Source organism: Planctopirus sp. SH287, assembly GCF_056500625.1.
In genome coordinates, this window is the sequence record NZ_CM151403.1 from 4774319 (window position 1) to 4799668 (window position 25350).

The following is a 25350-nucleotide window of genomic DNA, read 5'->3' on the forward strand; positions in this document are numbered from 1 at the left end:
CCAAGAATGCCCTTGAGCTTTTCCGTGTGTGGTAAGTTTGGCTGTGGGCGATGTTCGAGTGGAAATCGGCTCTCTTTAAGTCGTTCTCGACTTCGCTGTGTGTCGGTGCTGACGAGATCAGTCGTCGAGCCACCGATTATTTTTTCGATATCAGGTTCATTCATGAATGATGTCATGTTAACGCGCCAACGTTGGTGGCCCGCGATTTTGACCAGCGTGATGCTGATCGCGGTTTTTGCGCAGATGGCAGGGATGATGCCGGTGGCTGTGGCTCAACAGACATCGGGGCTGATCACTCACGACCAGGCGCAATCGCTGGGGATGGAACGCGCGTGGTGGGGTCAGGCGGTTCTGAATGTCTCGCGGGACAAAGTCGCGCATGTGGTGACAGATGAAGACACTGTTTATGTGCAGTGCTCATCTGGCCATATCACCGCGTTTGATGCCGAGAACGGGCGAAAGCTTTGGGCGGTGTTGCTGGGGCGCGACGATTCCCCCATGTTTCCCATTGCCGCTAACGAAACCGAATGCCTGGTGATTGTCGGGCCAGAGATGACGTGCCTGAAAAAACAGACGGGGCAGGTTCTGTGGACTCTCCGATTGCCCGGAGCACCATCAACCGGCCCGACGATTGATGACAACCACGTTTATTACGGCACGCTGGATGGAAGCGTCTATGCCTTCAGTTTGAAGCGCATTCGTGAGTTGTATTTGGAGCAGCGTTTACCGAAGTGGTCAAACGATGCGTTTGTCTGGCGGTATAAAGCGGCTGCGGAGATCACTTCGCCGCCGTTGTCGACAGGGCGTCTGGTTCTGTTTGCCAGCCGGGATGGGTCGGTTTACGCCGTTTCCTCGAAAGATCGCCGGCTTGCTTTTCAGTTTGAGACAGACGGGCCGATTGTTGCACCAATGGCCTGGTCTGGTCGATCATTGTTCTTTGCCTCGGAAGATTTCACTTTCTATTCGATTGATCTCGAACATGGTGAAACTCATTGGGACATTTCGACAGGCTTACCGATTCGGAAAGCTCCGTTTGTGGTTGGAAATGAGCTGTTTGTCTCTCCCGATCGCGGAGGAACATACTGCTTGTCGACATCCACGGGCGTTCAAAAATGGTGGAATAAACAACTGGAACAGTTTGTGGGTGTTGCAGGCAATAACCTCTATGCCAGCGATAAAGACCGGAATCTGGTCATGGTTTCCCGCTCGGATGGAAAAATCACTGGGGCGTTGCCCGTACGGCACTTCTCGATCCGGGTGGCCAACGATCGTACAGATCGGCTCTATTTGTCGACATCGACCGGATTGATCGTGTGTCTGCGTCCGATGGGGCGGCCTTATCCCACGTTTCACAAGTACCCTGACCGCCTGCCACTGATGCCAGAATTTGAACCCGAAGAGGGTGCTGCGGAACCAGCGGCGGAAGCTAACTGAACCGCGACAGGGTTGTCAGAGACTGGCCGAAAACTCTCAAATCCCTCTCCCTTGCGGGAGAAAGAGCCTTCCCGGAAAGGCTCTTATTTAGAGATTGACAGGATGGCTTGGCTGACGGATGGCCTGAGTGGTGTCTGCTCCGTCATCGTCTTTTGATCATCATACGACATGCAGCCTTCTTCTGACCGCCGTGATTTTCTGACAGGGCGCCTGCTTCAGCAGGTCGCTGCGGAGGCGGCGCTGCGGAGTGGGCCAACCGGGTTGAGCGTGACTCCCTCCCGCGGGCCGACCGTTTTGCTGCAAACCACAGCCATGGCCTGCCATTTTGATGTGATTTTGAATCCCGATGGGCCGCCTCAACAGGTGCAGGCCGCGTCTGCGGCTTTAGATCTGGTTCATGACCTTGAATCGATGATGACGGTGTATCGGGAAGACGCCGAGCTTGCGACTATCAACCGGGTGGCGCCGCATCGCCCGATCGAAGTGTCAGGCGATTTATTTGATCTGCTGCTAGAGGCCCGTGATCTGGTCGCAAAGACGGAGGGGGCGTTTGATCCGACGACTGGGCCTTTGATTGCCGCCTGGCGCACGGCAAGAAACGAAGGTCGCCTGCCGACGGAAACGGAATTGGCTCAGGCGCGCGCCTTATGTGGGATGCAGCAGATCGATTTTAATGCGTCAAACCGGACTGTCCGATATGCCCAGGTTGGAGTCGAATTGAACCTGGGAGCGATTGGAAAAGGTTATGCGGTTGACCGGGCCGGTGAAAAACTGACGGAAAGTGGTGTGGCCCACTGGTTGGTTCACGGCGGGAAAAGCAGCGTCCTGGCACGTGGTGATCATGCGGGACAAGGAGGTTGGCCCATTGGTTTGCGTGATCCCCTGATTCCTCAACGTGCGTGGGGGACAATCCTTCTCCGTGACCAGGCGATGGGCACGAGTGGAACGGCTGCCCAGTCGTTTCGTGTCGGGGGCCGGCGTTATGGGCATATTCTGGATCCACGAACTGGCTGGCCCGTCGAGGAAATGCTGTCCGTCAGTGTTTTAACCCACCGAGCCGCCATTGCTGACGCACTTTCGACCGCTTTTTTTGCTCTGGGGGTCGAAAAGACTCGACAGCTCTGTGATAATTCAACAGATGTCGGGGTGTTGTTGTTTGTTCAAAAAAGTGGCTCGGCCACGGTGGACACAACGCAGATCAATATCCCGGCAGAAATTCTGTTTCCCGCTGATTCGGCCCCAACGACCGAAAAAGGTATTGGAAACTGAACTGTTTTTGCCTCCGCCAGAATCCTCGTCGGTACGAACCGGGAGCCTGCCAGTGCCGCGTCACGGCTTTATTTTCGAGATAAATACGAAGTAACGTCTTTTATATCCGGATGTTACAGCGAATTCTTCCGAATCCCCAGTGATAACGCATGAACCAACCCGCCGCATCGACGATTCCTTGAAAGAATCGTTTCCAACAGAGTCCATCCCCATCAGTCACTGCATCCGAGAGTAGAACCCGCCTTGTAATCCCAGATGTTTTAGCACGTTTGCAGGTTTCAGGCGGATTGAGAGGTTCGAGAGTGAACGGCGAAGACCGCAAGATTTCGACTTTGGCATGTGTCCTTCTTGTCACGCTCCGGCTGTTTATCGGCTGGCACCTGCTCTATGAGGGGTGGTGGAAGATCGATACGCAGAAGACTTCGCAGCCGTGGACTGCGGAGGGTTATCTGAAAAATGCGACCGGCCCCCTTCGGAATGTGTTCCGCAACATGGTGGGCGATCCCGACGATCTTCGCTGGGTCAACTATGACTATATGACGAAAAAGTGGGACGACTATGCAAACCGCTTTCATGCCCATTATGGTCTGGCGGCAGGGTCGCCTGAATCGAATCGCCTGCTACTGATGATCAATGGGCCGGAACAGTTCCTCGTGAAGCTGGATGCCCTTCCTGCAGGTGTCACGCCTGAAAAACTGGGTCGATTCGCTCAGTACAACGCGGCAGACAAAACCTTATCCGTCGATGGAAAGCAGCATCTGCTGGCTGCCGAGCGGGACAGGCTGTTGTCGTTGGTCGATGATGCAGAAGACCCCAAGGCCCCCCAGGTGGTGGCCTATAAGAATGCGGTTAATGCGCTTTATGATCAGTCTTCCCGGCTGAGCTATAAAGAGCGATTGGCCGTTCTGCTTAAGGGAGATCCCGAGCGCGTGGGCGTCATTCAGCGGGAGAAAGACGGAGCGGTGATTGAAAAACGGATCGGGGACATCGAGCTGTACCAGGATCAGTTGCTGCGGTATGAAGAAAACCGCGCGAAGGCCCATACCAAGTTCCAATGGGGCCATCTGGAGGCTCAATGGCGTGAGCTTCAAGACTTGCGGCGGCGCGTCATCAGTCCGGTACAGGCTCTGGAAAATGAACTGCGCGAGAATGCTGAAAAGTTGCTCAACACGAATCATCTGGCGATGGGGCCAGTCCCTGAAGCCTGGACGGAAGCCCGGACATTAAGCTGGCGGACAATGTGGAGCCTGACCATTTTCGGCATTCTGCTGATCATTGGCCTGGGGACGCGTTTTGCAGCGATTGGTGGCGCGGGCTTGTTAATGCTGTTCTATCTGGCGGCTCCTCCCTGGCCGGGAGTTCCTGAAGTTCCGGGGATCGAGCACAACTACATAATCAATAAGGTTAATATGGAAGCATTGACTCTTCTGGCGATTGCGGCCATGCCGACCGGTCGCTGGTTCGGAGTTGATAGCCTGATTTATGGATTGTGGTGCCGTCGCAAAAAAGCAGAGGACTAACCACATCCTGAAGAATGTGAGAGAGGAAATTTTGACTTTCCTCGCGCATTTTTGGCTCTTGGGACGTAGTTCGTTAGCCGGACTGGTTTGAGAGCGGTCAATCGATCTATTTCGAGAAATTCCAGAAGAAGTGACAACGTGCCAGAATGGTCACTTTGGTTTTCTTTCACTGAAACTCCCCGGAACCGGGGCTAAAACTCAAACATTCGATTCACTTCTATCTGAGGAGTTTTCTCCCATGCAACTGACTCCTGAACAGACCCGTCTGGGCAAAGATAATTTCCACGAGGCGGTTTCTTTTAGTCGTCGTGACATCCTGATTGGTGCGACAGCCGCTGCCACTGGGTTGGGAGCCGCTTATTTTGGTTACCAGAAACTTTCCGGGAACCCCGTGAAAGTGGGTTTCATTGGTACGGGTGATGAAGGCAGTGTCCTGCTGACCCAGCATCCTGCGGATTATATGGACATTGTGGCGGTGGCCGATATTCGTCCGACCAACCGCCTGCGGGCGCTTCATGGTGATGGTAACGAAGAGCGGACGGGCCTGATCAAGAAGTTAGGTCGGGATAAGGCCCAGAGCATTACGCTCTATGATGACCACAAAAAACTGCTGGCTGATCCCAATGTCGAAGCAGTGGTCATTGCGGTTCCTTTGTGCCAGCACTATCAGGTGGCTCTGGATGCCCTGAATGCTGGCAAGCATGTGCTGACCGAAAAGCTGATGTGTCATTCGGTGAAGCAGTGCAAGGATCTGATTCTTAAGGCGCGTGAATCGAAAAAACTGCTCGCTGTGGGACACCAGCGGCACTACAACGTGCTCTATGAGAACGCCAATGATCTGATCCAGAAGGGCTTGCTGGGTGATATCAAGTTCATCCGCGCCCAGTGGCACCGTAACAACAGCTTCCCCGGTCGCGATAGCTGGCGCAAAAGTGTGCCACGCGCCGATATGGACGCACTGGTGGCCATGGCCAAAGATCGCGGCTTCAAATCCGCTGACGAACTGCTTGAAAAGGAATTCGGTTATCCTTCGGCACATAAGCTGGTCAACTGGCGTATCTATAATGAGACCGGAGCCGGTTTGATGGCTGAACTTGGCAGCCATCAATTGGATGCTGCCAGCATTTTCCTGGGTAAGGTGCAGCCCATTGCTGTCCAGGGATTTGGCGGGAAGAACTTCTATGGCGTCAAGGGAATTGGTTCGGCTGACCAGCAGGCTGATGACCGCGACATTGATGACAATGTTTACGTCACGTTCGAGTTCCCCGGCAAAAACTATGCGGAAGACAAGAACGACGTTTGCGTCGTGACCTATTCCTCAATCAGCACCAACCGCTGGGAGCCATACGGTGAAACCGTGTTTGGCAGCCGGGGAACGCTGGTCATGAAGCAGGAACTGGAAGCGATGCTGTTCAAGGAAGCCAGCCCCTCTACGGGTGGAGGTGGTGTCGATCAGCGGCTATATGTGCTGGCTGGTAACGATGGCAAGCCAGTCCTTCAGGCGAGCGATAGTGGTGGGCCTTCGCGCCAGGCAGCCGTCGCGGACATTGGCAAGGTGAGCCGTGGATACACTGAAGAGATGGAACACTTCGCTCACTGTATTCGTGAAGGCAACTTCAACAAGGCCAGCGAAGGGGGGCTGCGTTGTCCCGGTGAGCAGGGGATGAAGGATGCCATCATGGCGCTGACTTCAAATCTGGCGATGAAGCACAAGAAACGAATTGTCTTCAAGCCCGAATGGTTTGATGCTTCCAGCCCTGCGGTTCCAGAAACAGACCCTGAAGTGATTGGCTAATGGGTCGCAGTTGGTCGATCAATGCGTCTGATCGACCAATGTCATAGTGCAATGCTGAAAAGCCCGGAGTTGTCATGAACAACTCCGGGCTTTTGGCGTAAAAATTGCGGAAGGATATGAGCTTGATTCGTTGCTTCGATGTCGTCGAACAGCATTAACGAGCCGAAGGAGGAAGTGGCAGCATGGGGCCTTGGAAACCTGAGCCGGGATGCTGGAATCCCGGGTTGGCTTGTCCGGAAGGCATGGCGCCATACGGAGCCGGCGTATAAGGGGCAGGCGTATAAGGAGCCGGTGAGTAAGGGACAGCCCCATATGAATGACCATTACCGGGCACGACATACTGGCTGTCATTCACCGGGTGGCTGTAATTCACAGGAACATTCACTGGCATGGCTGGGCCATAACCAGCCCTTGGCCCGGCGGGAGCAGCGAACTCGGGAACCAGCTCATGATAAGTCACCGGGGCCATGTTGGCTCCAGAACTATTTGGGTAATAGCTCATGGCGGGTTGTGCCGGATCATAGGGAACGCTGGACGGGGGAGCATAGGGAGATCCTACAGGCGGATAGCCCGGCTGCACCGCTTGTCCTGGAGTGGCCTGCGACATTTTGAGCATGGTCGCCTGGTCCTGGTAGCGATGCCAGAACTGTTGGGAATAGGCCAGATTGGGGTTCATACCCCAACCCCCTGCGGTCTGAGATTGCGACAGGACGTGCTTGTAGTTGTAAGGCCGGAAAAAGGCATGTCCCCGATAAGCGGGGATTTCCTGGAAATAGCCGTGAACCCAGTTTTGCTGGGTATCAAAGGGGTGCCGCGTTTCGGCTTGTCCGCCAAACGCTGATTGCTGGTAAGCCTCAGGAATGACAGGAATGCCTGGGATTTCTTGAGGAGCGGGCTGACCGACCTGCATGACCGCCGCAATGGCCACTTGAACAACAAGACCCGACATAACGCTGCTTCCTGCACATGAGATTGGTCAGAGTCAAAGTTCTTCCGGCATCTTCCTGCGGCATCTTACGCGCAGTCGAGGGAAATGGAGATAAACATTTGACCGGCAGAGTTTGCCGAACCGCATTGACCCGCTTGATGTGATCGCGCGGATTATATGGCGGAGTCTCTCTGCAAAAATCCATCCTTGCAGCAGCTATCGTCGGCTATTGAGCGGTGCATGATCCATATTTGAAACGTTGAGGGAAGCAGAACATTCAAGACTTTGCCATTTAATCGTCCTTTTCGTCAGGGTCAGCGAGGTTTTACATGTCCCAGCTTCCTCAGGAGTGGCCAGCGATGATGAACATTGACAAAGCCGGCGATGATTTTTCAGTCAACCCGCCGACAAAATGTCTTTCTGTCACAAAGTCTCATTTCTGTGCGGCTGGGCGGAAAAGATTAATGGCATGTGCTGGTGGTCTGTTCTTCTTCGCTTGTTCAATAGCGTCGGCCCAGGTGGCAGGTGGTTCGTTTGCTGTGGGGGGGCCAACGGCCGGGACATTCGGATCCGGCGGTAACCTGTCGACCTCATCGGGGTTTGTCGGAGCGGGGAATCTGGGGGCAGGGGGCACCACATCAGGGTTTGCCGCTCCGGGTTATGCCGCACCCGGATATCCCGGGGCAGGTTATCCGGGTGCAGGTTATCCGGGTGCAGGTTATCCGGGTGCAGGTTATCCGGGGTCTCCTGCCGCAGGATCGCCTGTGATGGGGAATTCTTCCTTTGGGCCGACGCTGGCACCGGTGGCTGATCCGGGGGTGACTTACACTGATCCTGCTTATGCGGCACAAGGAACCTATGTGCCCAGTTACAGTGCAGGTTCACAGGCGGGAAGTGGGGCTAATTTTGCACCGGGTAGCGCAGGTGTGACCGCGAACGGTGTCGCCGCGAACGGTGTTGCGGGTCGGTTGCCTTCGCCCACACTCCCGGGGCCACAATATCAGTCAGGATATGCATCTGGTGCGAAGTACTATCAGCCAGGTGGATATGATGCCCGCATTGGCTCACCTTATTACTATGATGGAAACGCCAGAGGAACGATCACGGGCGATCCTTACTACGATCATTTTGGCCCTGGGTTCCAACGCAGCAACGTGCATGGCCATTACCGGTTCCCTTATTACAGCTATCGTGCGCCCTGGTACTATCCTGGCCGAGCCGTTTATAACCGTGACACCAATTTTGCCTGGTAGTGCCGTGTCACGGCTTTGTCTTCGGGTTGATGTCGCCGCAACGTCCTCCGTTGTCGGACTTCACTACCTGTTCAACCCCGCTTTTAAGCTTTGACAATACCGTAGTTCGGTGGTGCGATTTGATTTCGACTGAATGAACAACCGGTACAAAGAGACAGATTTGTTGCACATGGCCAAGGTTGCCTGGCGTTTTTTGCTGATTTTTCAGCAGATTCTGGTGCGATTGAGACAAGAGGAAAGCAGGGGGAGGTTTTCTCGATTTGCCGATTGCAGGCGATTTTCGTGAGGTGCGAGAGGTCTTCTCCTGAGTTCCGATGATGACGATAAAATCGCATGGCCGATATCTCCCGCACAGCACGTTGCCATCGTTGCGTCCTTAGGGGACGTCGGGATGGTTAACGGAACGCTGGGCTATCAAGTGAATGTGTCGCAAAACCTTCACGTTGATTAGCGTCATGCGACATGCTGTTGTCAGGATGTCAGTCCACTCTGGAAAAAGGATTTTCCGGGGGGAACAGGAGCAACACGGATGTTGACCGTTACAGGGCCGACAGAGGCCACGCTGCGTAAGACAGAGAGTCTGTCTGCCGAAGCTTCTTCGCCGCTCCGCGCCGCGAAGCACTGTCCGTGGCGATTTTTTCTGAGCCGAGGGGTCTCGGCCCTCCTGGTGTGCTTGAGTGGCACGGGAGTGGTTTCTGGCCAGCAGGTTCAGAATAGCCAGCCCGGTGGGGCGCCACGTACTGCGGTCGCAGCACCACCTCATCTGGGGGGGCCTTATCAGCCAGCCCCCGGTACTTACCAGCCAAACCAGGGACAGACCGCTTCGGGTCAGCCACCTGCCCGTTATCAAACGGTGCAACATCAAACGGTGCCGCACCAAACTGACCAGTATCAGGTGCCCCAACAAGCTGCGCAGTATGAGGCTCCACAGCATCATACTCCACAGTTTCAGGCCGTGCAGTATCAAGCTGCGCAACACCAGACTGCGCAGTATCAAGTGCCGCAACAGGCGGTCTCGCAAGTCCAGCAGGTTCAATATCAGCCTGTTCCCGCGGTGATCCCCATTCAGTTGCCTCAGCGAGGGACACCGGCCCGTACTGTTCAGGACACCAATCAGTCGGAAACAGCGCGTCAGCTTCATCGGCTGATCGAATCGATGCCTTCTTCAGAAGAAGACCTGGAGGTCATTGAGCGTCGTAGCCAGTTGATTGTGACTCGGTCAAACGTTGTGCGAGCTGCGATTGCTGATCCTCGGATTATTGATGTCGTCCAATATGGCCCACGGGAAATTTCCATCATTGGCGTTGCCCGTGGCACAACCACGCTCACGTTGTGGTTTGAAGGAATGTCGGATCCTTTAATTTATCTCGTTAAAGTGATCCGTGATCCGGCCCTGGATTTTCAACGTCGTCTGGATTACGGCAAGCTGGAAAAGAAGCTGCAAACGCTCTTTCCTAACAGCAAGGTTTATCTGATCCCCATGTCGTACAAGATCATTGTGCGAGGACAGGCTCGTGATGGGGAAGAAGCCGCTCATATCCTGAGTATTGTTCGTGGCGAAGTGATCAATCAGGAAGGTTCATTGGGTGGGCCTCAACCTTTCATGAACAACGACTTCGGGAGTACTCCTGCGGGTTCGGTCGATATGGGCGCGTTGGGAGGAAACAGAAATAACATTGGCGGTGCTTTTGATCTGGCCGCTGGTTACATCATTAATGAGTTGCGAGTTCCCGGCGAATTTCAGGTGGCTTTGACGGTACGGATTGCAGAACTCAATCGTACGGAAATGTTCAGAGCCGGAGCGGATATTTCGGTGCTCTTTAACGGCAGCAATATGCTGATGTCCTCGATGAGCAGTGGGGCAGCCAATTTGGGCGGTATTTTCCAGAACGGTGATGTCAGTGTTCTGCTGGATTGGTTGAAAGAAAACGGTCTGGGAAAAATTCTGGTTGAACCCCGGATGACGGTGCTGAGCGGTCGCCAGGCGCGCTTCCTGGCGGGTGGTGAATTTGCCGTTCCCACGATCATTGGTATTGCTGGTGCTCAAGGTCAATCGACGACGTTCCGTGGATTTGGTACCTCGGTGCTGGTGACGCCAACGGTTCTGGATCGCGATCTGATCCGGCTCTCGACTGTGGCTGAATATAGCGATCTGAATCAGGCGAACTCTGTGCAAGGGATTCCGGGTACTGATGCCCGACGCATTGATACTGTGGTTGAAATGCGCGAAGGGCAGACGCTGGCACTTGCTGGTCTGTATTCGCACCAGATGCGATCCAGCATTTCCAAGATTCCGTTTCTGGGGGACATCCCGAAGGTTGGGCCGATGTTGTTCAGCCGCAAGGAAAAAACACAGGACGAGAATGAGTTGCTGATTTTGATTTCACCTGAAATTGTTCGTCCAATGGATCCTGAAGAGGTTCCTCCAGTTCCTGGGTTTGAAGTGACCTATCCCGGTGACCATGAGTTCTTCTGGTACAACCGGATCGAAGGCAGCCCCGATACCGGGCACTATCAGGTGCCACCATACGGTTCAGGCAGCACCGGCACGAATGTGGGCTATCAACACTTCAATCCGGGGCCAGCGAACCCCTCATATGGGCCTCAACCCGTGGGGCCACAGCCGGGAGGAATGTCGCCAGGGAATGTTCAACCTGATGGGATGCAGCCGACACCAGGTGGATATTCAGTGCCTTCGCACTCTTATCCTCCGACACCAGGCCCGGCCCCTATGCGACCTTCCAACCGCCCGACACCGATTTCGGCCAATGAAAGTCAGAGCCAAGTCCGACAGACGGGTTACACACCGAATAGCCGGTATCCCGGCAATCCGGCACCGTCTGGTCAGTCTCAGGCTGCCCCACAAACACAAGGGATGTCTGCACCACAGAATGGTGTTCAACAGATGCCTTATGCAGCTCCCGGAAACAGTCAGCCTGCGAGTCCCTACGGTTATGGCGGTTATTCCGGCCAGCCAACGAGTCCCGCAGGAAACCAGGTTCCTCGCCGATAGTCGGTGATAGCCTGATTCATAGTCAAAGTTGAGAAGCGGGGTTCAACAGGTCGTAACGTCCGACAACGGAGGACGTTACCAGGTATGAAACCCGAAGAGATAGCCGTGACATGGCACTCGACCGATTGTGTGCGGCGAACTCGGAGAGTTCCGCAGTGCAAGATTGATTGAGGGCTGATCGGTGAAATCAATCGTGCTGCAAGTGGCCATCTGGCTGAGCACGAGGTTGAGAGAAAAAGATGACAGGGCAGTTGGGCGATCGCCAAGCCTGCGATGGTGATCTGCTGAACAATCTGCCAATGAATTCCATAAGTTCATTCTTCAGGGACGAACTTGTTAGGGGGGAAGGGATGCTCCGCTCCTTCACGAAGCTGTTGTGTGCCGGCCTGGCAGCGTTACCGCTGTTGGCGAGTGGCTGCATGACACTTGGCCATAAATCATGCAATACCTGCGGCCCGGATGGTGGTTGCCAAACCGGGTCATGCGACACTGGAAACTGCCAGACCGGTAACTGCCAGACCGGGGCTTGTGGCACATCCCCTTATGATCCCACGTGTGGCATTCAGCCCTGTGGTGGTCAACCCTGTGGCGGTCATAAATGGGGGTGTAAGAAATCTTCCTGCAACGACTGCAACTCATGCGATCCTTGCGCGAAGAAGCCCTGTGGGTTCTGCGCAGGGGCCTGTTCGTGGTGGGGGCATTCTGCGGCTCGTAATACGACCCCAGAACAGTACGCCCTGGGGACGGTTCATCGCGCCCATTTCCATCAGATGGAAACCAATGCAGAAGCAGCCGATTTCATTCTGCACTACAGCGACTTTGTGGGCGAAAGTGCTGAGCTGACTCCGGATGGTAAAGACAAGATTCTGGAAATTGCCTCGCGGATGCGCAGTGCACCGTTTCCTGTGATTGTCGAACGAACCATGAACAACGCTGATCCCGAACTGGACGCGATGCGTCGGCAACTGGTGGCTCAGGTGCTCACAGATCTTGGTAATCCTGACGCTAACAACCGTACGTTCGTCTCGACATCCTACGGGCCAGGCAAGCATTCGCTGGAAGGCGCTCCCGAGTTCTACCAGAACGTCTATCAGGGTTCTGGCGACAACAGCTTCGGGAATAACAACGGATTTGGCGGCGGTGGCGGCTTCGGCGGCGGAGGGTTTGGCGGCGGTGGTGGTGGCGGCTTCGGAGGCTTTGGCTTCTAACGACGATATTCGACTGACAATCTCCCGGATCACCTGATCCGTTCTGGAGACTTGAAATACGCGGCGGAGTTCGCGTAGCGCTTGCCGGCGGGGGAACCATGATGGTTGACCCCGCCGGCTTCGTTTTTTGACACGGAGGAATAATGCGCCATCAAGCAGTTCTCATGCTTAATGTGATTTCGGTAAAGCGGCTGAATACAGCATTGTCATACAGCCAACTGACATCAGCACGAACGCACACCATTCAGGAGGATCGAACACATCTTTGGTGTGCTGGTGAATGGTTTCGGGAGATGTCAGCATCCCACGGAATCCTTCGGCACGTTCTTCGTGCTCGCCGGTCATGACGAATTTATCGACAACCAGAAAGGAATAACCGGTCAGGGCAACGAACACACCGAGCCCAAAAAACGCGGCTCGCAACATGTTGGACTGGCTCCAGGCGGAATGAACTTCAGAGAGTGACTGCGGGAAGCAGACAGAAAGACTCCCCTTCGGGATCCCTTCGGAATTTGCCCGCCGGCGATTCAGTCGAGAGAACATCGATCTGCGGATTTTGCCGACAAACATGCGTCAAAACCGATCCTGTCGGTTATTCGGCGGATTCGACAGACTCCTGTTCAGACAAAGCAGGAAGATTCGAGGGCGCAGGCTTCTGAAATTCACGAAGCAGGACGGTCAGATATGAGCCTGATGGCAAGTCGACGGAAAGACGCAGCGAAGTCGTGGTGAGAGATCCCGGGGAGGTGTCGGAGAAGAGTTCACAGCTCAGGCCATGCGGGAGGAATCGCAGCGCCCGGCGGGTTCCTTCCAGCAGAGACGAATAAGGAATGAAGGCGTCTCTGGTGAAACCGGCACGCGAGAAAACCTGCTGCTCGCGTTCAAGAGGCACCCCTTCAGGTGCACGCATCCTGATTCCGAACATCGGGCCTGTTGTGGAAATTTCCTGCTGATCAAAGCGGATCTGATCAACATCAGGTTCTGTGACAATGAACTTTCCCCCTGCGGGGAGAATCTCCATGAGATCGCCTTTCAACACCCGTGAGAACAGGTCATCGGACAGTCGATCGTTTAACACCTGATTGAAGAGGGATGATTGCACAGCCGAGAGTGCGAGCCGGAGGAGAAATCGTCGGCGAGCCGGGGGAAGATCAGCAGGAGTGATGTTGCCACTCAGGAGGTTCTGGCCCATGACGAGTGTTTCCTGTTGATGGCCGAATCGTTGGTTCCCGTAAAAATTGGGGCATCCTTCTATTTTCAGCCGGTGGGCAATCGCGTCGATGGAAGGTTGATCAGGCCGCACGCCACGCAAGACGGCTGTGAAGCGATTTCCTTTGAGATGCCCTGTTTTGAGTTTATTGCGATGGCGAGCCATCTCAAGGACATGCAGGTCGTCGCTTTCGAGTTCTGCGACTGCGGAAGCGACTTTCGCAGGAACCGAGACCCATTGCCGTGTAATGGCTCGACGGTCTTTGATCCCTGCCATGCCAATTTCTGATTGAGGGATCTTCAGACCTTTGGAGATTCTGGCGAGGAGCAATTCTCCGGAGAGATCGCGTTTTTCGATCCAGAGAAACAAGTGCTCGCCTTCACCAGAGGGGAGGTAAGCGGGAATTTCCTCGACCAGAAAGTCTTCCGGGGTTTGCTTCCATTCTCCGCCGACGCCGGGGATGTCTGTGGTTAAGAAGAGAGGAGATGGCAGACTCAGATCGTTTCGCATTGATCAGAACGCCTCACTTGTAGCTGGGCACGGTCTATGGACGGTGGGAGAGCGTCATTTCGTCGAGATCGGGCATTTCCTGCTGGATTTCGGTTCCGGAGATCTGTTCAAGCTGCTCAAAGATTGAGGGGATTTTGACTTCCGGCAGTGACTGGAGTGTCTCTTGTGATGGCTCATAGCGAGCCGCCAGCAGTTCCCTTTGATGGCGCATATCGGTGATGCTGACAGACATGAGCAGGGCCAGGATGACCAGCAAGACCAGACCGATGGTTGCACCGAGAGAGAACGCCGAGGTCATGTCGACGGGAGGAATGGAGGTCGCGCGCACTCTTTCCAATTCTTGACCAATCAGTAATGGTGTCACGCGCAGGCCGCCGTTGGCATCGTAACCTTCCCGTTTGAAGAAGTAGCCCGCTACGCTGACTGGCGTTGTCTGCTTGTCTCCGAGTTTCAATCCTTCGGAAATTTTCGTGGTGACGACGCGCCAGGGATGGTCATTCGAGTCGGGGGTGAAGATCCAGGCTTCATAGAATTCGGTGATGCCATAGGGATTGCTGGTGGCCTGGATTTTCGTCAATCGCCGAAGATCTCCGCGAATGGTGACGAGTTCTCCGCGATGGGTTTCCGGGTCAGCCATGAGGTTATCCCATCCCAGATCGCGATGGGCGGCCATGGTGAGATAGCTGTTTGGCAATAATCGGGTATGAGACAAGAGGCGATAATAGGCATCCGACTCTGATCCACGAACGCCGAGCGTGTTGTCGCGTATGGGATTCAAAATGGACTTGTCGATGGTTGTTTCGGCCAGGACCTCTTCGAGAGGCAAGTCGGGGATGATCGCGGGGTTGTGAGTGGCGACCGGGTTGGGTGAACCGCCAGGCTCACGGTCATTCCAGAATTCTCCCGAGAATGTGTCAGTCCCCTGTTCTGGCAAGCGACGGTTTTCTGGCTGGCTACCTGCATTCTGTGCCGAGCCGGCCTTCACGGATTCGGTCGCGGTTCCCAGGTTGATGCTCAGGGGATCATTGTCAGTTTCCACTGGTAAAGGGACTGGGCGCGACGACATCCCCAGGTTGAGTGGCTCGATCTCTGTGCTGGCAGGAGGCAACGATAACGCCTGGCTCGAGGAGGATGGCAGAATGCGTACGGTCTCGGGCGGGAGTTGCTCACGACTTTCAAGCACCACACGTCGGTCATCTTCAGTTACTTGGGATGAGGCCAATTTTTGAGGAGACCGCTTCATCGTCGACCAGACCAGTTGACCCACCACTAAAATAATGGCCAGGAAAAGCACCCAGCGAAGCAATCGGGCTTGAAAACCCTGCTGAAGCCAACTGACATCCTGAAATGACCGACCAAAGCGCATCAAGGCATCCTCAAACACGACCAAGACAGTAAACACGACCAAGATAGTGCGGTTTGCCGATTCGTATTTTCGCCGTCCGGGACATGATCAAAGGGCGGCGTTCCTTGCCGCAAATCTTACCCTGTTTTGCCATTCTTCGACACGACCAATCCAAAAGTGTTGTGAGCCGGCCCACGGTTGTGATTACTCCGAGTGTGTTTTTTGATCGGGAATTTGCCAGTAAGCCAACTCGCCCTTGCCTCTCTCCTGTGATATAACGCGTGGACTTCTATTGATGTGTCTCCAGAAGTGTGAACAGGATTTGGTAATGGCAAAATTTGGATCTGGGATCAGCAGCATGACACAGAGCGCCTCACGGGCTAAGGGATCTCATCATGACTCCTGGCGATATCCTTTCGAGCAGTGTGTTCCGATGATGATTGGCTGTTTGATGCTGCTGGCGTTTGCCGTGCCGGCCATCGCGATTGATGGAGCCACGCCGGCGGCATCGCTCAAAGTGAAGCCCGGGTTTAAAGTCGAACTGCTCTACTCGGTTCCCAAAGACCAGATGGGTTCCTGGGTGAGCATGTGCACCGATCCCAAGGGCCGCTTGATCGTCAGCGATCAATATGGGGGGCTGTATCGCGTGACTGTGCCGGCGATAGGTGCCACTGATCCTCAAGTACAAATTGAGAAGATCGATATTCCTCTGGGAGAGGCGCAGGGCTTGCTCTGGGCCTTTGACAGTCTCTATGTCATCGTGAACTCCGGGGGTAAATATGAAAGCGGTCTTTACCGGGTCACAGATAGCAACAACGACGACAAGCTTGATACTATTGAGAAAATGCGGACGCTCCCCAAGGCGGGAGAACATGGCCCGCATGCGGTGTTGCTGAATCCTGATGGCCGTTCGCTGACAGTGCTGATCGGGAATCAGGTTCCTGTACTGCCTGATCTTGCGGGAAGTTCTGTTCCCCGGTTATGGGGGGAAGACCATCTGCTTCCTCGCATGCCTGACGGGCGAGGCTTTATGAAAGGGGTCATGGGGCCAGGAGGGAGTATCTATCAAGTCAGTCCAGATGGAAAAGAATGGACGTTGCAATCGACGGGCTATCGTAATGAATATGACGGGGCTTATAACGCTGATGGGGAACTCTTTACTTATGACGCCGATATGGAATGGGATTGGAATACTCCCTGGTATCGTCCGACGCGTGTCTGCCATGCGATCAGCGGGGCTGAGTTTGGCTGGCGTAATGGGGCAGGAAAGTGGTCGGCCTATTATCCTGACAGTTTAGATTCTGTCGTCAATATCGGCCCCGGCTCACCCACGGGGGTTTGTAGCGGGATTGGTGCCAAATTCCCCGCGAAGTATCAACAAGCGATTTTTATTAGTGACTGGAGTTATGGAAAGCTCTATGCCGTTCATCTCACTCCTGAAGGAGCGAGCTACACGGGAACATTAGAAGAGATGGTGGCTGGTTCCCCATTACCATTGACTGATATTCTCGTGAACCCGGTGGATGGTGCGCTCTATTTCGCAATTGGCGGACGGAAGACACAATCAGGGCTTTACCGCTTAACCTATATCGGTGACGAATCGACAGCTCCCGCTCAGCCTGTTGTCAACGAAGCCGCGTCGGCGGCACGGGCATTGCGGCATCAGCTAGAGGCTTTTCATGGCAAAGTTGATATCAATGCGATTGCTGAGGCATGGCCCTCTCTGGGGAGCGATGATCGGGCCATTCGCTGGGCCGCACGTGTTGCGATCGAGCATCAGCCATTAGAAACCTGGAAAGACAAGGCTCTTACTGAAACGGATCCTGCGAAAGCGATTCCTGCATTGCTGGCTTTGGTGAGAGCGGGAGGGATTGATCCTTTCCATCGGAAGGATGCCGATAAGCCAGTGGATCGTCCTTTAGGTGATTCAATTGGCAACGCATTAGCCCGGCTGGATTGGCAGTCACTGACATCGCGCCAGAAAACGGATGTCTGTCGTGTCTATGCGATTTTATTTAACCGTTTTGGTAACCCTTCGGAAGAAGTGCGTAAGCAGGCTCTGGCCCGTTTTGAGCCGGCGTTCCCTTCGGGCGTTAAGCCTCTGGATATTGAACTGGCGAATCTGCTGGTTTATCTCCAGTCGCCAGTGGCGGCGAATAAAGTGGTCGCGGCGTTGACCGCTGCGCGCACTCAAGAGGAGCAGATCGATTACGCGAGAATTTTGCGAGTGCTGCGAGAAGGCTGGACGTCGGAACTTCGTACGGCCTATTTCGAGTGGTTCAAGAAGGCGGCGGGGTATCGGGGTGGTGCCAGCTTTTCCAAGTTTGTGGAAAACATCCGCAAGGACGCCGAAGAAACGTTGAGTGATAGCGAACGAACACTCTTAAAGCCGCTCTTAGAGACCATTCCGGCGGAAGCTCCTCCTGTGGTGGTGCCTCCACGGGCGTTTGTCAAGGAGTGGACGGTTGCCGAACTTGCGCCGCTTGTTACCGAAAAAATGTCAGGGCGGGATTTTGATAAGGGTCGTGAGTTATTTGCCGCCACCAGTTGTTTTGCCTGCCACCGGTTTGATGGAGAAGGGGGAGCCTATGGCCCGGATTTAACTTCGGCTGGCGGCCGCTTCAGCGTGAAAGATTTACTAGAATCGATCATTGAGCCTAGCAAGGCGATCAGTGACCAATATGAAGCTGTCACGATAATTCTCAACGATGGCCGTTCGGTCAGCGGGCGGATTGCGAATCATAGTGGCGAGTCGTTTCAGGTGATGACCAACATGCTGGAGCCAAACAAGCAGACCGGCGTGAAGCGAGTGGATATTGAAGAGATTGTTCCGTCAAAGCTTTCCATGATGCCTGTCGGTCTCATTAACACCTGCACCCCGGAAGAGGCGGCTGATCTTCTGGCTTATCTTATTTCACGTGGTCAGAGGGATAACCCGGTATTTAAGAAATAGGACGTGAGAGACGCGAGAGGCTGTTTTGACTCTCTTCTCAATATAGCTTTCATCGCGTGCTATTATTATCGACCGGGACTTGTCTATTGGCGAGTCCCGGTTTTTTCGTCATGTGCCGCGACTTTGATATTCAGGTGAGCTTGTGCATGGCATGACAGGAGTCTGGCAGGATGGAATGGATTGCTCCCTGGTATTCGATTGAAGGCGAGGCCATTTTGGCCGAAGCTTTGGAACGGGAGTTGTGCCGCGAGCTTACTTCCGGGCATTCTCTGTTCGGCTTGCCGGTGAGAGCTTTGGCGCGCCGCGAGGATAACGACGATGTGCTGTTTGCTGTTCTGGATGGAACCGGCCGGGTCGTTGTCGTTCATCTGACATGGATTAAGACCCCGCCCGAGCGTCTGCCATGGCCGGGAACGGCCTGGTATCCCAATCTCAAAACCTGGGCGGACGAAGTGATACGGGACGATGCAGCCGGTTGATGGCTGAAAATCGTGTGTGGCCCAGTGGTTTCCCCGTCAAATCAGAATGAACGCGAGACGAGCAATCGCTGTGGTTTGGCGCCATGTGCTGCCAGAACAGTCCCCTTATTCATGGATTATTAACCAAATCATTGTTGACTGTTAATCAACATGTGGGACATTTTGCGTTGTTGATTTCGAGGAAACTTTTGTTCACATGCGGTTGCCACGCCGGGTGATTTTTCTGTGAACAGGTTCCGCCTGTCGGGTTGCTGATAATGGCCATTGCTTGCATGGCTGTTGTCCAGTTGGGCAATCCGTGAGCCTGGTCTGGCAAGCCACTAACGCATGGATTTTCAGATGAATTTGAAATTACGGGCACTCTCCCTTTCCCTCCTTTTACTGTTGTGGGGTTGTGATTCAGCCAGTGAGGTTGTTGTCCCCCGTCCTGTGATTTCTCCGACAGCAGATGGTGCACTCGAAGCTCCGGCCCCGGAGGGGACAGAGCCTATTCCCGCAGGCGACGATGCCTGAGTGCCCTGTTACGGCTTTGTCTTCAGGCTGACACCGCCATAGCGTCTTCTGTTGTCGGACTTAACAACAGAAGAGACCCGAGTTTTAGATTTTGACAAGGCTCTGTGACTGTCGGGAAACATTGCTCAAGACTGACAGATTCTATTTTTTACATCGCGTTATCTATTTGAGAGGTTTGATATGCCCTGCCAGGTTTCCTCCAAACGTCCGGCTTTCACACTGATTGAACTACTGGTTGTGATTGCGATTATTGCGCTTTTGATCGCGTTATTGCTGCCGGCTGTGCAGCAGGCGCGGGAGGCGGCACGAAGGACACAGTGCCGTAATAATCTCAAGCAAATCTCATTGGCACTGCATAACTATCACGACACCCATGGCACGTTGCCCATCGGTGCTTATTCTGCCTGGGGACATCTCTGGACGTGGGCAGTGCTGCCGCAAATGGAACAAACCGCCTTATATCAGGTGATGCCTCAGCCCGTGAACGATTCAGGAGCGGCTCCGGATACGAACACGGATGCACGCAGCCGGGCGATCCAGCAGATTTCCACGACCAGTGTTCCTTCGTTTCTTTGCCCTTCACAGCCGAATGGGCCAAGGGAAGCCCGGCGAACCAATGGGTTGGCAAATCGTGCGATTTCCAGCTATCTCGGAAACGCCGGGAGTAATGCGACGGATGACGCACTCGGTTCAGGGGGGATGGATCAATCCAACGGTTTATTTAATGCCATTCAGATGAATACGACCACGACTCCTGGCCGGACATTCCGTTTTCGAGATGCTTCCGATGGCCTTTCCAATACCGTTTTGGCAGGAGAAGCCTTTCATCAGCATATTGATGATCCCTGGTGCAATGTCTGCGATCGTTTTCTTTTCTTCAGTGATAGCATTGATGCTGGTAATGGTGGTGATTTTTCGGAGGGATTGGGTTCGACATACCATCCCATTAATACTACGGCTCAATCGTTAGGGCATAACGAGGCAGAGATTTCTTTCGGTAGTTTTCACACTGGAGGAGCCCATGTCGCTTTTGGTGATGGTACCGTCCGATTTATGTCGGAAAACATGGATACACAGATCTGGCGTGCCCTGGGTTCCCGAAATGGCCACGAGACGGTAGGCGAGTTCTAATGCCGTGCCCGTGTGGCGGTGTCGTTACGCCATTTGGCCTGACAAATCTGGGGCTTTTACACCGCCAGAACGCGATAGTTAAAAGAGAAGCCGCGCTGATCTCACACCGGGCTAAATGCTGTGATTTTTAACACGGCCATTTTTAATGCTGTCATTTTTCACAACTATTGTGAAATCGCGGGATTGAGAGGTGGCAGGCTGCGGGCTAATTCTTCCTGCTGTTTGACGAACTCACGATAGCCAGCATCCAGTTGCTCGAAGGGGACATCCGTGAGCTCTTCGATTGATGTGACATGCTCCCGCTTCAGGTCATTTGTGGAATAGATCTGAGAGAGGTGTTTTACGATAGCATCACGATAGCGGCCATCCTGGGTTTCCATGAGGTATTTTGTGAGATTGGCAGCTTGCTGATAGTTCCAGGCCAGTTTTTCACTTTGCTGAAATGCGGGCATCCCCATGGGAGCCATTTCTCGTAATGGCATGTAGTAATCATCGTTGAGAAATCGATAGCGAGCCGCGTGAAAGCGGTCAAAACGCGGGTCACCCAGCGAAGCTCCATGATCTTTCGCCGAGAACGATTCCAGATAGCAGGCGATTCCTTCCACTATCCAGAAATTTTCGTACTGAGCGACCTCCCGATCACGGCCTGTTTCATAGAGCAATTGATGAGTTGCTTCATGAAATAATGTCGCATCTGACATTGATTCCGGATCATGAAAAAAATGGGCGATCCGTTCGACAGGTCGGTAGAGGCCGTTGGTGATTTCGATCTGCGGGATATATTTCTTAAGGCGTTCGTTATATTCCAGTCGTGAACGGTAGTAATGCACAATGTGTGGTTTAGTGACGTTGCGTGCCTGGGTTTTCCCATCAAAGAGTTGAGCTAGCTGCTCGGGAGTATTAAAGAATCCCGCAAACTGAAGATGGAAGTAATCATAGAAGGCTTCGAGTGCATCACCCAGTTCAACCCCTTTTTCCAGGCTGTGGTTGGTCTTGATGAGGAAATGTTCTGTGCGAATTTCCCAGGCTTGACGAAAATCACGGCGAATCTCGCCTTCTTTATCAGCCGAGACCCATTTGGATTGAACGAGCCGTTCACCTTTTTCGTAGCGATCGACATTCTTTTTGGGTAACCATCCGAACTGGGGATGTCGGACGTATTGTTTGCGGTGCATGTCGGCTTCAAAGGAAGTCATCCACTCCTGTCCCTGCTGGACATATCCCAATAGCTTCCGGGCCGGCTTATTGTCGGGATCATGTTGCACGACTTCGCGCACCAGATCGAGGGCGTAGCTTCCAAACCCGGCATGGAGCGCCCGGCGGGAATGGAGATACAAGTTTTTGGCGTGAGTTTCCTGCTCAAATTGCAATTTCGTCTTCCAGAAACGCTCGTTCGCCGGGAGGGAGAGGGGGATTTCTGCACGGAGATTGCGAGGGAGTGGCCGGTGGCGAAATGCCGCTCGATCGACTGGCGTTATAGCGCGGCGCACCTCTGCGGCTGCTTCGGGCAATCCTCGTGACTCACAATCGGCAGCCAGTGCCTCTAATTTGGCAGTCAATTCGGTTTCCAGCTTCTGTTGCTGGCTTTGAAGCGTATTCAGCGTGCCGGCTGCCAAAGATTTGGGAGTATCGGCTGCCTGCGCTGTTCCCCGGACTGTGCTCACAACCGATTGGTTATGAGGCAACAGGTGCATGCCTTCAGGAATTAAAAGCGCAACAACAAACAATAAGGGCGTTAATCGCCAGCGTTGATCACGAAGAAGTGGGAAGTGATATCTCATGTGGTTTGTCGGACTCACTCATCAAGTGCCTGCGGGCGACTTTTTCACGCTTGGAAAGTTGCACACAACCGGTTATGTGCGCAGGTCTACATCATGATTGATCAAAGAAATGTGGTCTAGTGCCGTGTGACGGCTTTGTCTTAGGGTTGATGTCGCCGTAACGTCCTCCGTTGTCGGACTTAGCAACAGAAGAGACCCGAATTTTATACTTTGACAATGCACTAACCCTTCTTTCCTGCTGATCCCACTTTATCAGAGGGCGGGTTTACTTAACCGTGTTTTCAGTGAGAATGCCCTGAGCCGACAAGCTCGGTATCCAGTGCTGACGATGACTTAAAGAGCCAGAACAGCCAGATCAGCGATGGCAAGAGCAGCAGCATGCCGCAACTAATGACTGTAATCATGGCCCAGAGGACTGACGCTGGCGCCACGAGCTGATTGAGTGGGACTTCGGGCACAATCATCTGAGGTGTAATGGCCAGGCCCGCGCCAATCAGCACGCCCGCCACGGCTCCCATGCTGCAAATCGTGGCGAAGAGGGGCTTGTGGAAGAACGTGGCGACTAATGACAAGCCGCCTCCAATAAGCGACATCAGTACCCAGGGGGAGTCTCCCCAGACCAGCTTTCTGGCCATCTCGGGCTGTTCACTGCTGATAAACGCCAGGCCAGCCATTGCCAAGAGGCCCGTCCACACTCCGGCCAGCAGTGCCCGGCCTCTCCAGACATCCATCAACCAGCGTTCATGACGCAAGGCGGCTTCCCGGTGCAGAAAGACCGCCGATAAATAGAGACAGACCGCTACGCCAAAAAAGCCGCTGTAAATCGCCAGAGGATCGAGCCACGCGGTCTGTGATTCGCCGGTTTGAGTGGCGTTATGGGTGAGAATTCCGCCAACAACGGTTCCCAGAAAGAAGGGGGCTGCTGTTGAAGCCAAACCAAAGAGAACGGTCGAGGTGCGTGTGACGGAATTCTCTACGGGAGAATAGGCCCGGAAGATGAACGCGGCTCCGCGAAAGACAATTCCCGCCAGACCCAATAAAAGCGGCAACCACATCACCTGGCAGACATGCTGGAAGACACGCGGCATTGATGACCACATGATGACCAGCACGAAAATCAGCCAGACGTGATTGGCTTCCCATACGGGGCCGATTGCTTCGCGCAGCAGCATCTGGTCGCGTTTTCGAGGTCGGAAGCTGGTGTTAAATTCCCAGATCCCTGCTCCAAAATCGGCTCCTCCCAGAATGGCATAGGCGGTCAGCGCCAGCAGCAGAATTCCATAGAGAATCGCAGCGGGGAGTTGTGCGTCAGGATTCATTGTGCCGCTCCTTCCAGCAAACTGTCATGGGAAGGAAGAGCTGCTAGCAAGGGTTGTGCTGCCAGCAATCGCAGGACAATGACCAGTCCCACGACGAGGCCTGTATAGATGGCAATGGTGGTGAAGAACAGCCCTTCAAGTCCTGGCACATTGGAGGCGGCGTCTTTGGTTCGCATGACGCCATGTGCGATCCAGGGTTGACGACCGACTTCCGTCACCACCCAACCGGCTTCCATGGCAATGACGGCGGCCGGGCCGGAAGCGATAATTGCCAGCAGAACCCAGCGGGAATTGGCGGGATGCCATTTCATCCACCAGGAGAGAATTGTCCAGCCTCCCAAAGCCATCAGCAGGGTGGCCAGACCCACCATGATCTGAAAGGCGATGTGCACCACCGCGACGGGAGGCTGATCCTCACGCGGGAAATCATCCAGCCCGCGTACTTCGGCCTGGGGATTTCCATATGCTAAAATGGAAAGGGCGTAGGGGATTTCAATGTCGTAGTTTGTTTCCCGCGTGGTGGTATTGGGCCAGCCTCCGATGCGCAAAGGAGCACCGACCTCCGTTTTGAACTGACCTTCCATGGCGGCTAATTTGATCGGCTGTGTTTCTGCAACAACCTTGGCAGCCCAGTCTCCCACCAGACCTTGAGGAAAGCTGGCTAGTGTTCCCATCCAGAGGCCCAGCATCATGGCGTTGCGGGAATAGGCACAGCTTTGACGATACCAGAGGACACAGGCATAGAAACTGGCGACGACAAACCCGGTCACCATATATGCCGCCAGCAGCATATGCACGACTTGTGCGCCGGCTGTCGGGCCGGTCATGGCGGCAATGGGATCAACATCCACAACGACACCATCACGCATGGTGAAGCCTCGCGGTGCGTTCATCCAGGCGTTGGCTGTGACGACGAATGCTGCCGAGGCCATGCCGGATAACGCAATGGGCACTCCCGTCCACCAATGGACACGCGGGGGCAATCGATCCCAGCCGTAAAGGTAAATTCCGGCAAAGATCGCTTCCAGAAAGAAGGCGAAACCTTCCAGCGTGAAGGGCAAGCCAATGACACTGCCGAACGTGCCCATGAACCTGGGCCAAAGGATCCCCAGTTCAAACGATAAGACTGTTCCAGAAACAGCACCGACAGCGAACAAAACGGCGAACGCTTTTGACCAACGTCTGGCCAATGCCCGCCATAAGGGATCGCCCGTGCGAATTGCGTGGTTCTCTGCCCAGAGCATCAGCACCGGCAGCCCGACTCCCAGACACGCCAGAATGATGTGCGTACCCAGAGTAAACGCCATTTGCCAACGGGCAATGAGTAAGGAATCCACGTGGAGGACTTTCGTTTGAACACGCAAGCTCAGTCGAGCCGTTGGGGTTGTCGGCAGTGGTTGATGTTATCAGGCATGAGCCACAGGAACTGGCGTTATTATCGATGCGATTCTTAATCCGCAAAATAATAACCGCCCCACTTAATGCCATTTCTCAAATACGGATGCCGGGATGCCAGTGGGAATCTTTTCCTGGCCCTGGCTTTCCCGAAACAGGGATTCTGTAACAATTTCCTGTAATAAGAAGATGTCAGGGGCAGTATTACTCTTCCGTGACTGCTTGTCTTGCTTGCAACAAATTGCGTGCTCTTTCACGGCCTTGTCTTCGGGTGATGTCGCGGCAATGTCCTCC

At 54.1% G+C, this 25350-nt stretch carries 18 protein-coding genes; 11 read left to right on the plus strand and 7 right to left on the minus strand.

Annotated elements, in window-relative coordinates:
• The first annotated feature begins 174 nt into the window (after positions 1–174).
• The 4 genes from SH287x_RS17705 to SH287x_RS17720 all read left to right on the plus strand — a co-directional run bounded on the left by SH287x_RS17705 (position 175) and on the right by SH287x_RS17720 (position 6018).
• The gene (locus tag SH287x_RS17705) at positions 175–1434 is read left to right on the plus strand and encodes an outer membrane protein assembly factor BamB family protein (RefSeq protein WP_479515711.1); all 1260 of its coding nucleotides are present in this window, start codon (positions 175–177) and stop codon (positions 1432–1434) included.
• Positions 1435–1602: 168 nt separating this feature from the next.
• Positions 1603–2703, plus strand: a complete 1101-nt coding sequence (locus SH287x_RS17710; protein ID WP_479515712.1) for an FAD:protein FMN transferase — start codon at positions 1603–1605, stop codon at positions 2701–2703.
• A gap of 302 nt (positions 2704–3005) precedes the next feature.
• A complete protein-coding gene (locus SH287x_RS17715; RefSeq protein WP_479515713.1) occupies positions 3006–4223 on the plus strand; it encodes a DoxX family protein in 1218 nt (405 codons plus the stop codon).
• A 238-nt stretch (positions 4224–4461) separates the two neighbouring features.
• Positions 4462–6018 carry a Gfo/Idh/MocA family protein gene (locus SH287x_RS17720; RefSeq protein WP_479515714.1) on the plus strand — a complete coding sequence of 519 codons (1557 nt, stop codon included), beginning with the start codon at positions 4462–4464 and terminating at the stop codon, positions 6016–6018.
• A gap of 154 nt (positions 6019–6172) precedes the next feature.
• Here the strand turns inward: SH287x_RS17720 and SH287x_RS17725 are convergent, their stop codons facing one another.
• Positions 6173–6967: a hypothetical protein gene (locus tag SH287x_RS17725; protein WP_479515715.1), complete on the minus strand. Its 795-nt coding sequence runs from the start codon at positions 6965–6967 to the stop codon at positions 6173–6175.
• A gap of 338 nt (positions 6968–7305) precedes the next feature.
• On the opposite strand from SH287x_RS17725, the gene SH287x_RS17730 reads away from it, so the two are divergent.
• From SH287x_RS17730 to SH287x_RS17740, 3 genes are all read left to right on the plus strand, one after another.
• On the plus strand, positions 7306–8199 hold the full coding sequence (locus tag SH287x_RS17730; protein ID WP_479515716.1) for a hypothetical protein: 894 nt from the start codon (positions 7306–7308) through the stop codon (positions 8197–8199).
• A 529-nt stretch (positions 8200–8728) separates the two neighbouring features.
• Positions 8729–11212: a type II and III secretion system protein family protein gene (locus tag SH287x_RS17735; RefSeq protein ID WP_479515717.1), complete on the plus strand. Its 2484-nt coding sequence runs from the start codon at positions 8729–8731 to the stop codon at positions 11210–11212.
• A gap of 350 nt (positions 11213–11562) precedes the next feature.
• Complete coding sequence (locus tag SH287x_RS17740) at positions 11563–12420, plus strand: hypothetical protein (protein WP_479515718.1); 858 nt, start codon at positions 11563–11565, stop codon at positions 12418–12420.
• A 168-nt stretch (positions 12421–12588) separates the two neighbouring features.
• Here the strand turns inward: SH287x_RS17740 and SH287x_RS17745 are convergent, their stop codons facing one another.
• From SH287x_RS17745 to SH287x_RS17755, 3 genes are read right to left on the minus strand one after another with little or no spacing between them, the layout of a single operon-like run.
• Positions 12589–12990 (minus strand): hypothetical protein, encoded by a 402-nt coding sequence (locus tag SH287x_RS17745; RefSeq protein ID WP_479515719.1) that lies wholly within the window; start codon positions 12988–12990, stop codon positions 12589–12591.
• 22 nt (positions 12991–13012) lie between these two features.
• Entirely contained in the window at positions 13013–14140 is a 1128-nt protein-coding gene (gene truD / locus SH287x_RS17750; protein WP_479515720.1) for a tRNA pseudouridine(13) synthase TruD, read from the minus strand.
• A 34-nt stretch (positions 14141–14174) separates the two neighbouring features.
• Complete coding sequence (locus SH287x_RS17755) at positions 14175–15506, minus strand: hypothetical protein (protein ID WP_479515721.1); 1332 nt, start codon at positions 15504–15506, stop codon at positions 14175–14177.
• 337 nt (positions 15507–15843) lie between these two features.
• On the opposite strand from SH287x_RS17755, the gene SH287x_RS17760 reads away from it, so the two are divergent.
• The 4 genes from SH287x_RS17760 (at position 15844) to SH287x_RS17775 (ending at position 20561) form a co-directional block, all read left to right on the plus strand.
• Complete coding sequence (locus SH287x_RS17760; RefSeq protein ID WP_479515722.1) at positions 15844–18438, plus strand: c-type cytochrome; 2595 nt, start codon at positions 15844–15846, stop codon at positions 18436–18438.
• Positions 18439–18608: 170 nt separating this feature from the next.
• Complete coding sequence (locus SH287x_RS17765) at positions 18609–18917, plus strand: hypothetical protein (RefSeq protein ID WP_479515723.1); 309 nt, start codon at positions 18609–18611, stop codon at positions 18915–18917.
• A 339-nt stretch (positions 18918–19256) separates the two neighbouring features.
• A complete protein-coding gene (locus SH287x_RS17770) occupies positions 19257–19430 on the plus strand; it encodes a hypothetical protein (RefSeq protein WP_479515724.1) in 174 nt (57 codons plus the stop codon).
• A gap of 180 nt (positions 19431–19610) precedes the next feature.
• Positions 19611–20561, plus strand: a complete 951-nt coding sequence (locus tag SH287x_RS17775; RefSeq protein ID WP_479515725.1) for a DUF1559 domain-containing protein — start codon at positions 19611–19613, stop codon at positions 20559–20561.
• Positions 20562–20725: 164 nt separating this feature from the next.
• Here the strand turns inward: SH287x_RS17775 and SH287x_RS17780 are convergent, their stop codons facing one another.
• The 3 genes from SH287x_RS17780 to SH287x_RS17790 form a co-directional block, all read right to left on the minus strand.
• A complete protein-coding gene (locus SH287x_RS17780) occupies positions 20726–22342 on the minus strand; it encodes a DUF1570 domain-containing protein (protein ID WP_479515726.1) in 1617 nt (538 codons plus the stop codon).
• A gap of 281 nt (positions 22343–22623) precedes the next feature.
• Positions 22624–23661, minus strand: coding sequence for a cytochrome d ubiquinol oxidase subunit II (locus tag SH287x_RS17785; protein ID WP_479515727.1), 1038 nt, complete (start codon positions 23659–23661; stop codon positions 22624–22626).
• Positions 23658–24998, minus strand: coding sequence for a cytochrome ubiquinol oxidase subunit I (locus SH287x_RS17790; RefSeq protein WP_479515728.1), 1341 nt, complete (start codon positions 24996–24998; stop codon positions 23658–23660). The genes SH287x_RS17785 and SH287x_RS17790 overlap by 4 nt, the downstream gene beginning before the upstream one ends.
• Positions 24999–25350: the final 352 nt, after the last annotated feature.

Bases quoted from the DNA above. Each gene is read 5' to 3' on its own strand.
- SH287x_RS17745 (WP_479515719.1), bottom strand. From the start codon at position 12,990: ATGTTTGTCGGCAAAATCCGCAGATCGATGTTCTCTCGACTGAATCGC.
- SH287x_RS17760 (WP_479515722.1), top strand. From the start codon at position 15,844: ATGACACAGAGCGCCTCACGGGCTAAGGGATCTCATCATGACTCCTGG.
- SH287x_RS17710 (WP_479515712.1), top strand. From the start codon at position 1,603: ATGCAGCCTTCTTCTGACCGCCGTGATTTTCTGACAGGGCGCCTGCTT.
- SH287x_RS17725 (WP_479515715.1), bottom strand. From the start codon at position 6,967: ATGTCGGGTCTTGTTGTTCAAGTGGCCATTGCGGCGGTCATGCAGGTC.
- SH287x_RS17705 (WP_479515711.1), top strand. From the start codon at position 175: ATGTTAACGCGCCAACGTTGGTGGCCCGCGATTTTGACCAGCGTGATG.
- SH287x_RS17720 (WP_479515714.1), top strand. From the start codon at position 4,462: ATGCAACTGACTCCTGAACAGACCCGTCTGGGCAAAGATAATTTCCAC.
- SH287x_RS17770 (WP_479515724.1), top strand. From the start codon at position 19,257: ATGAATTTGAAATTACGGGCACTCTCCCTTTCCCTCCTTTTACTGTTG.
- SH287x_RS17730 (WP_479515716.1), top strand. From the start codon at position 7,306: ATGATGAACATTGACAAAGCCGGCGATGATTTTTCAGTCAACCCGCCG.
- SH287x_RS17755 (WP_479515721.1), bottom strand. From the start codon at position 15,506: ATGCGCTTTGGTCGGTCATTTCAGGATGTCAGTTGGCTTCAGCAGGGT.
- truD (WP_479515720.1), bottom strand. From the start codon at position 14,140: ATGCGAAACGATCTGAGTCTGCCATCTCCTCTCTTCTTAACCACAGAC.
- SH287x_RS17735 (WP_479515717.1), top strand. From the start codon at position 8,729: ATGTTGACCGTTACAGGGCCGACAGAGGCCACGCTGCGTAAGACAGAG.
- SH287x_RS17785 (WP_479515727.1), bottom strand. From the start codon at position 23,661: ATGAATCCTGACGCACAACTCCCCGCTGCGATTCTCTATGGAATTCTG.
- SH287x_RS17775 (WP_479515725.1), top strand. From the start codon at position 19,611: ATGCCCTGCCAGGTTTCCTCCAAACGTCCGGCTTTCACACTGATTGAA.
- SH287x_RS17780 (WP_479515726.1), bottom strand. From the start codon at position 22,342: ATGAGATATCACTTCCCACTTCTTCGTGATCAACGCTGGCGATTAACG.
- SH287x_RS17765 (WP_479515723.1), top strand. From the start codon at position 18,609: ATGGAATGGATTGCTCCCTGGTATTCGATTGAAGGCGAGGCCATTTTG.
- SH287x_RS17740 (WP_479515718.1), top strand. From the start codon at position 11,563: ATGCTCCGCTCCTTCACGAAGCTGTTGTGTGCCGGCCTGGCAGCGTTA.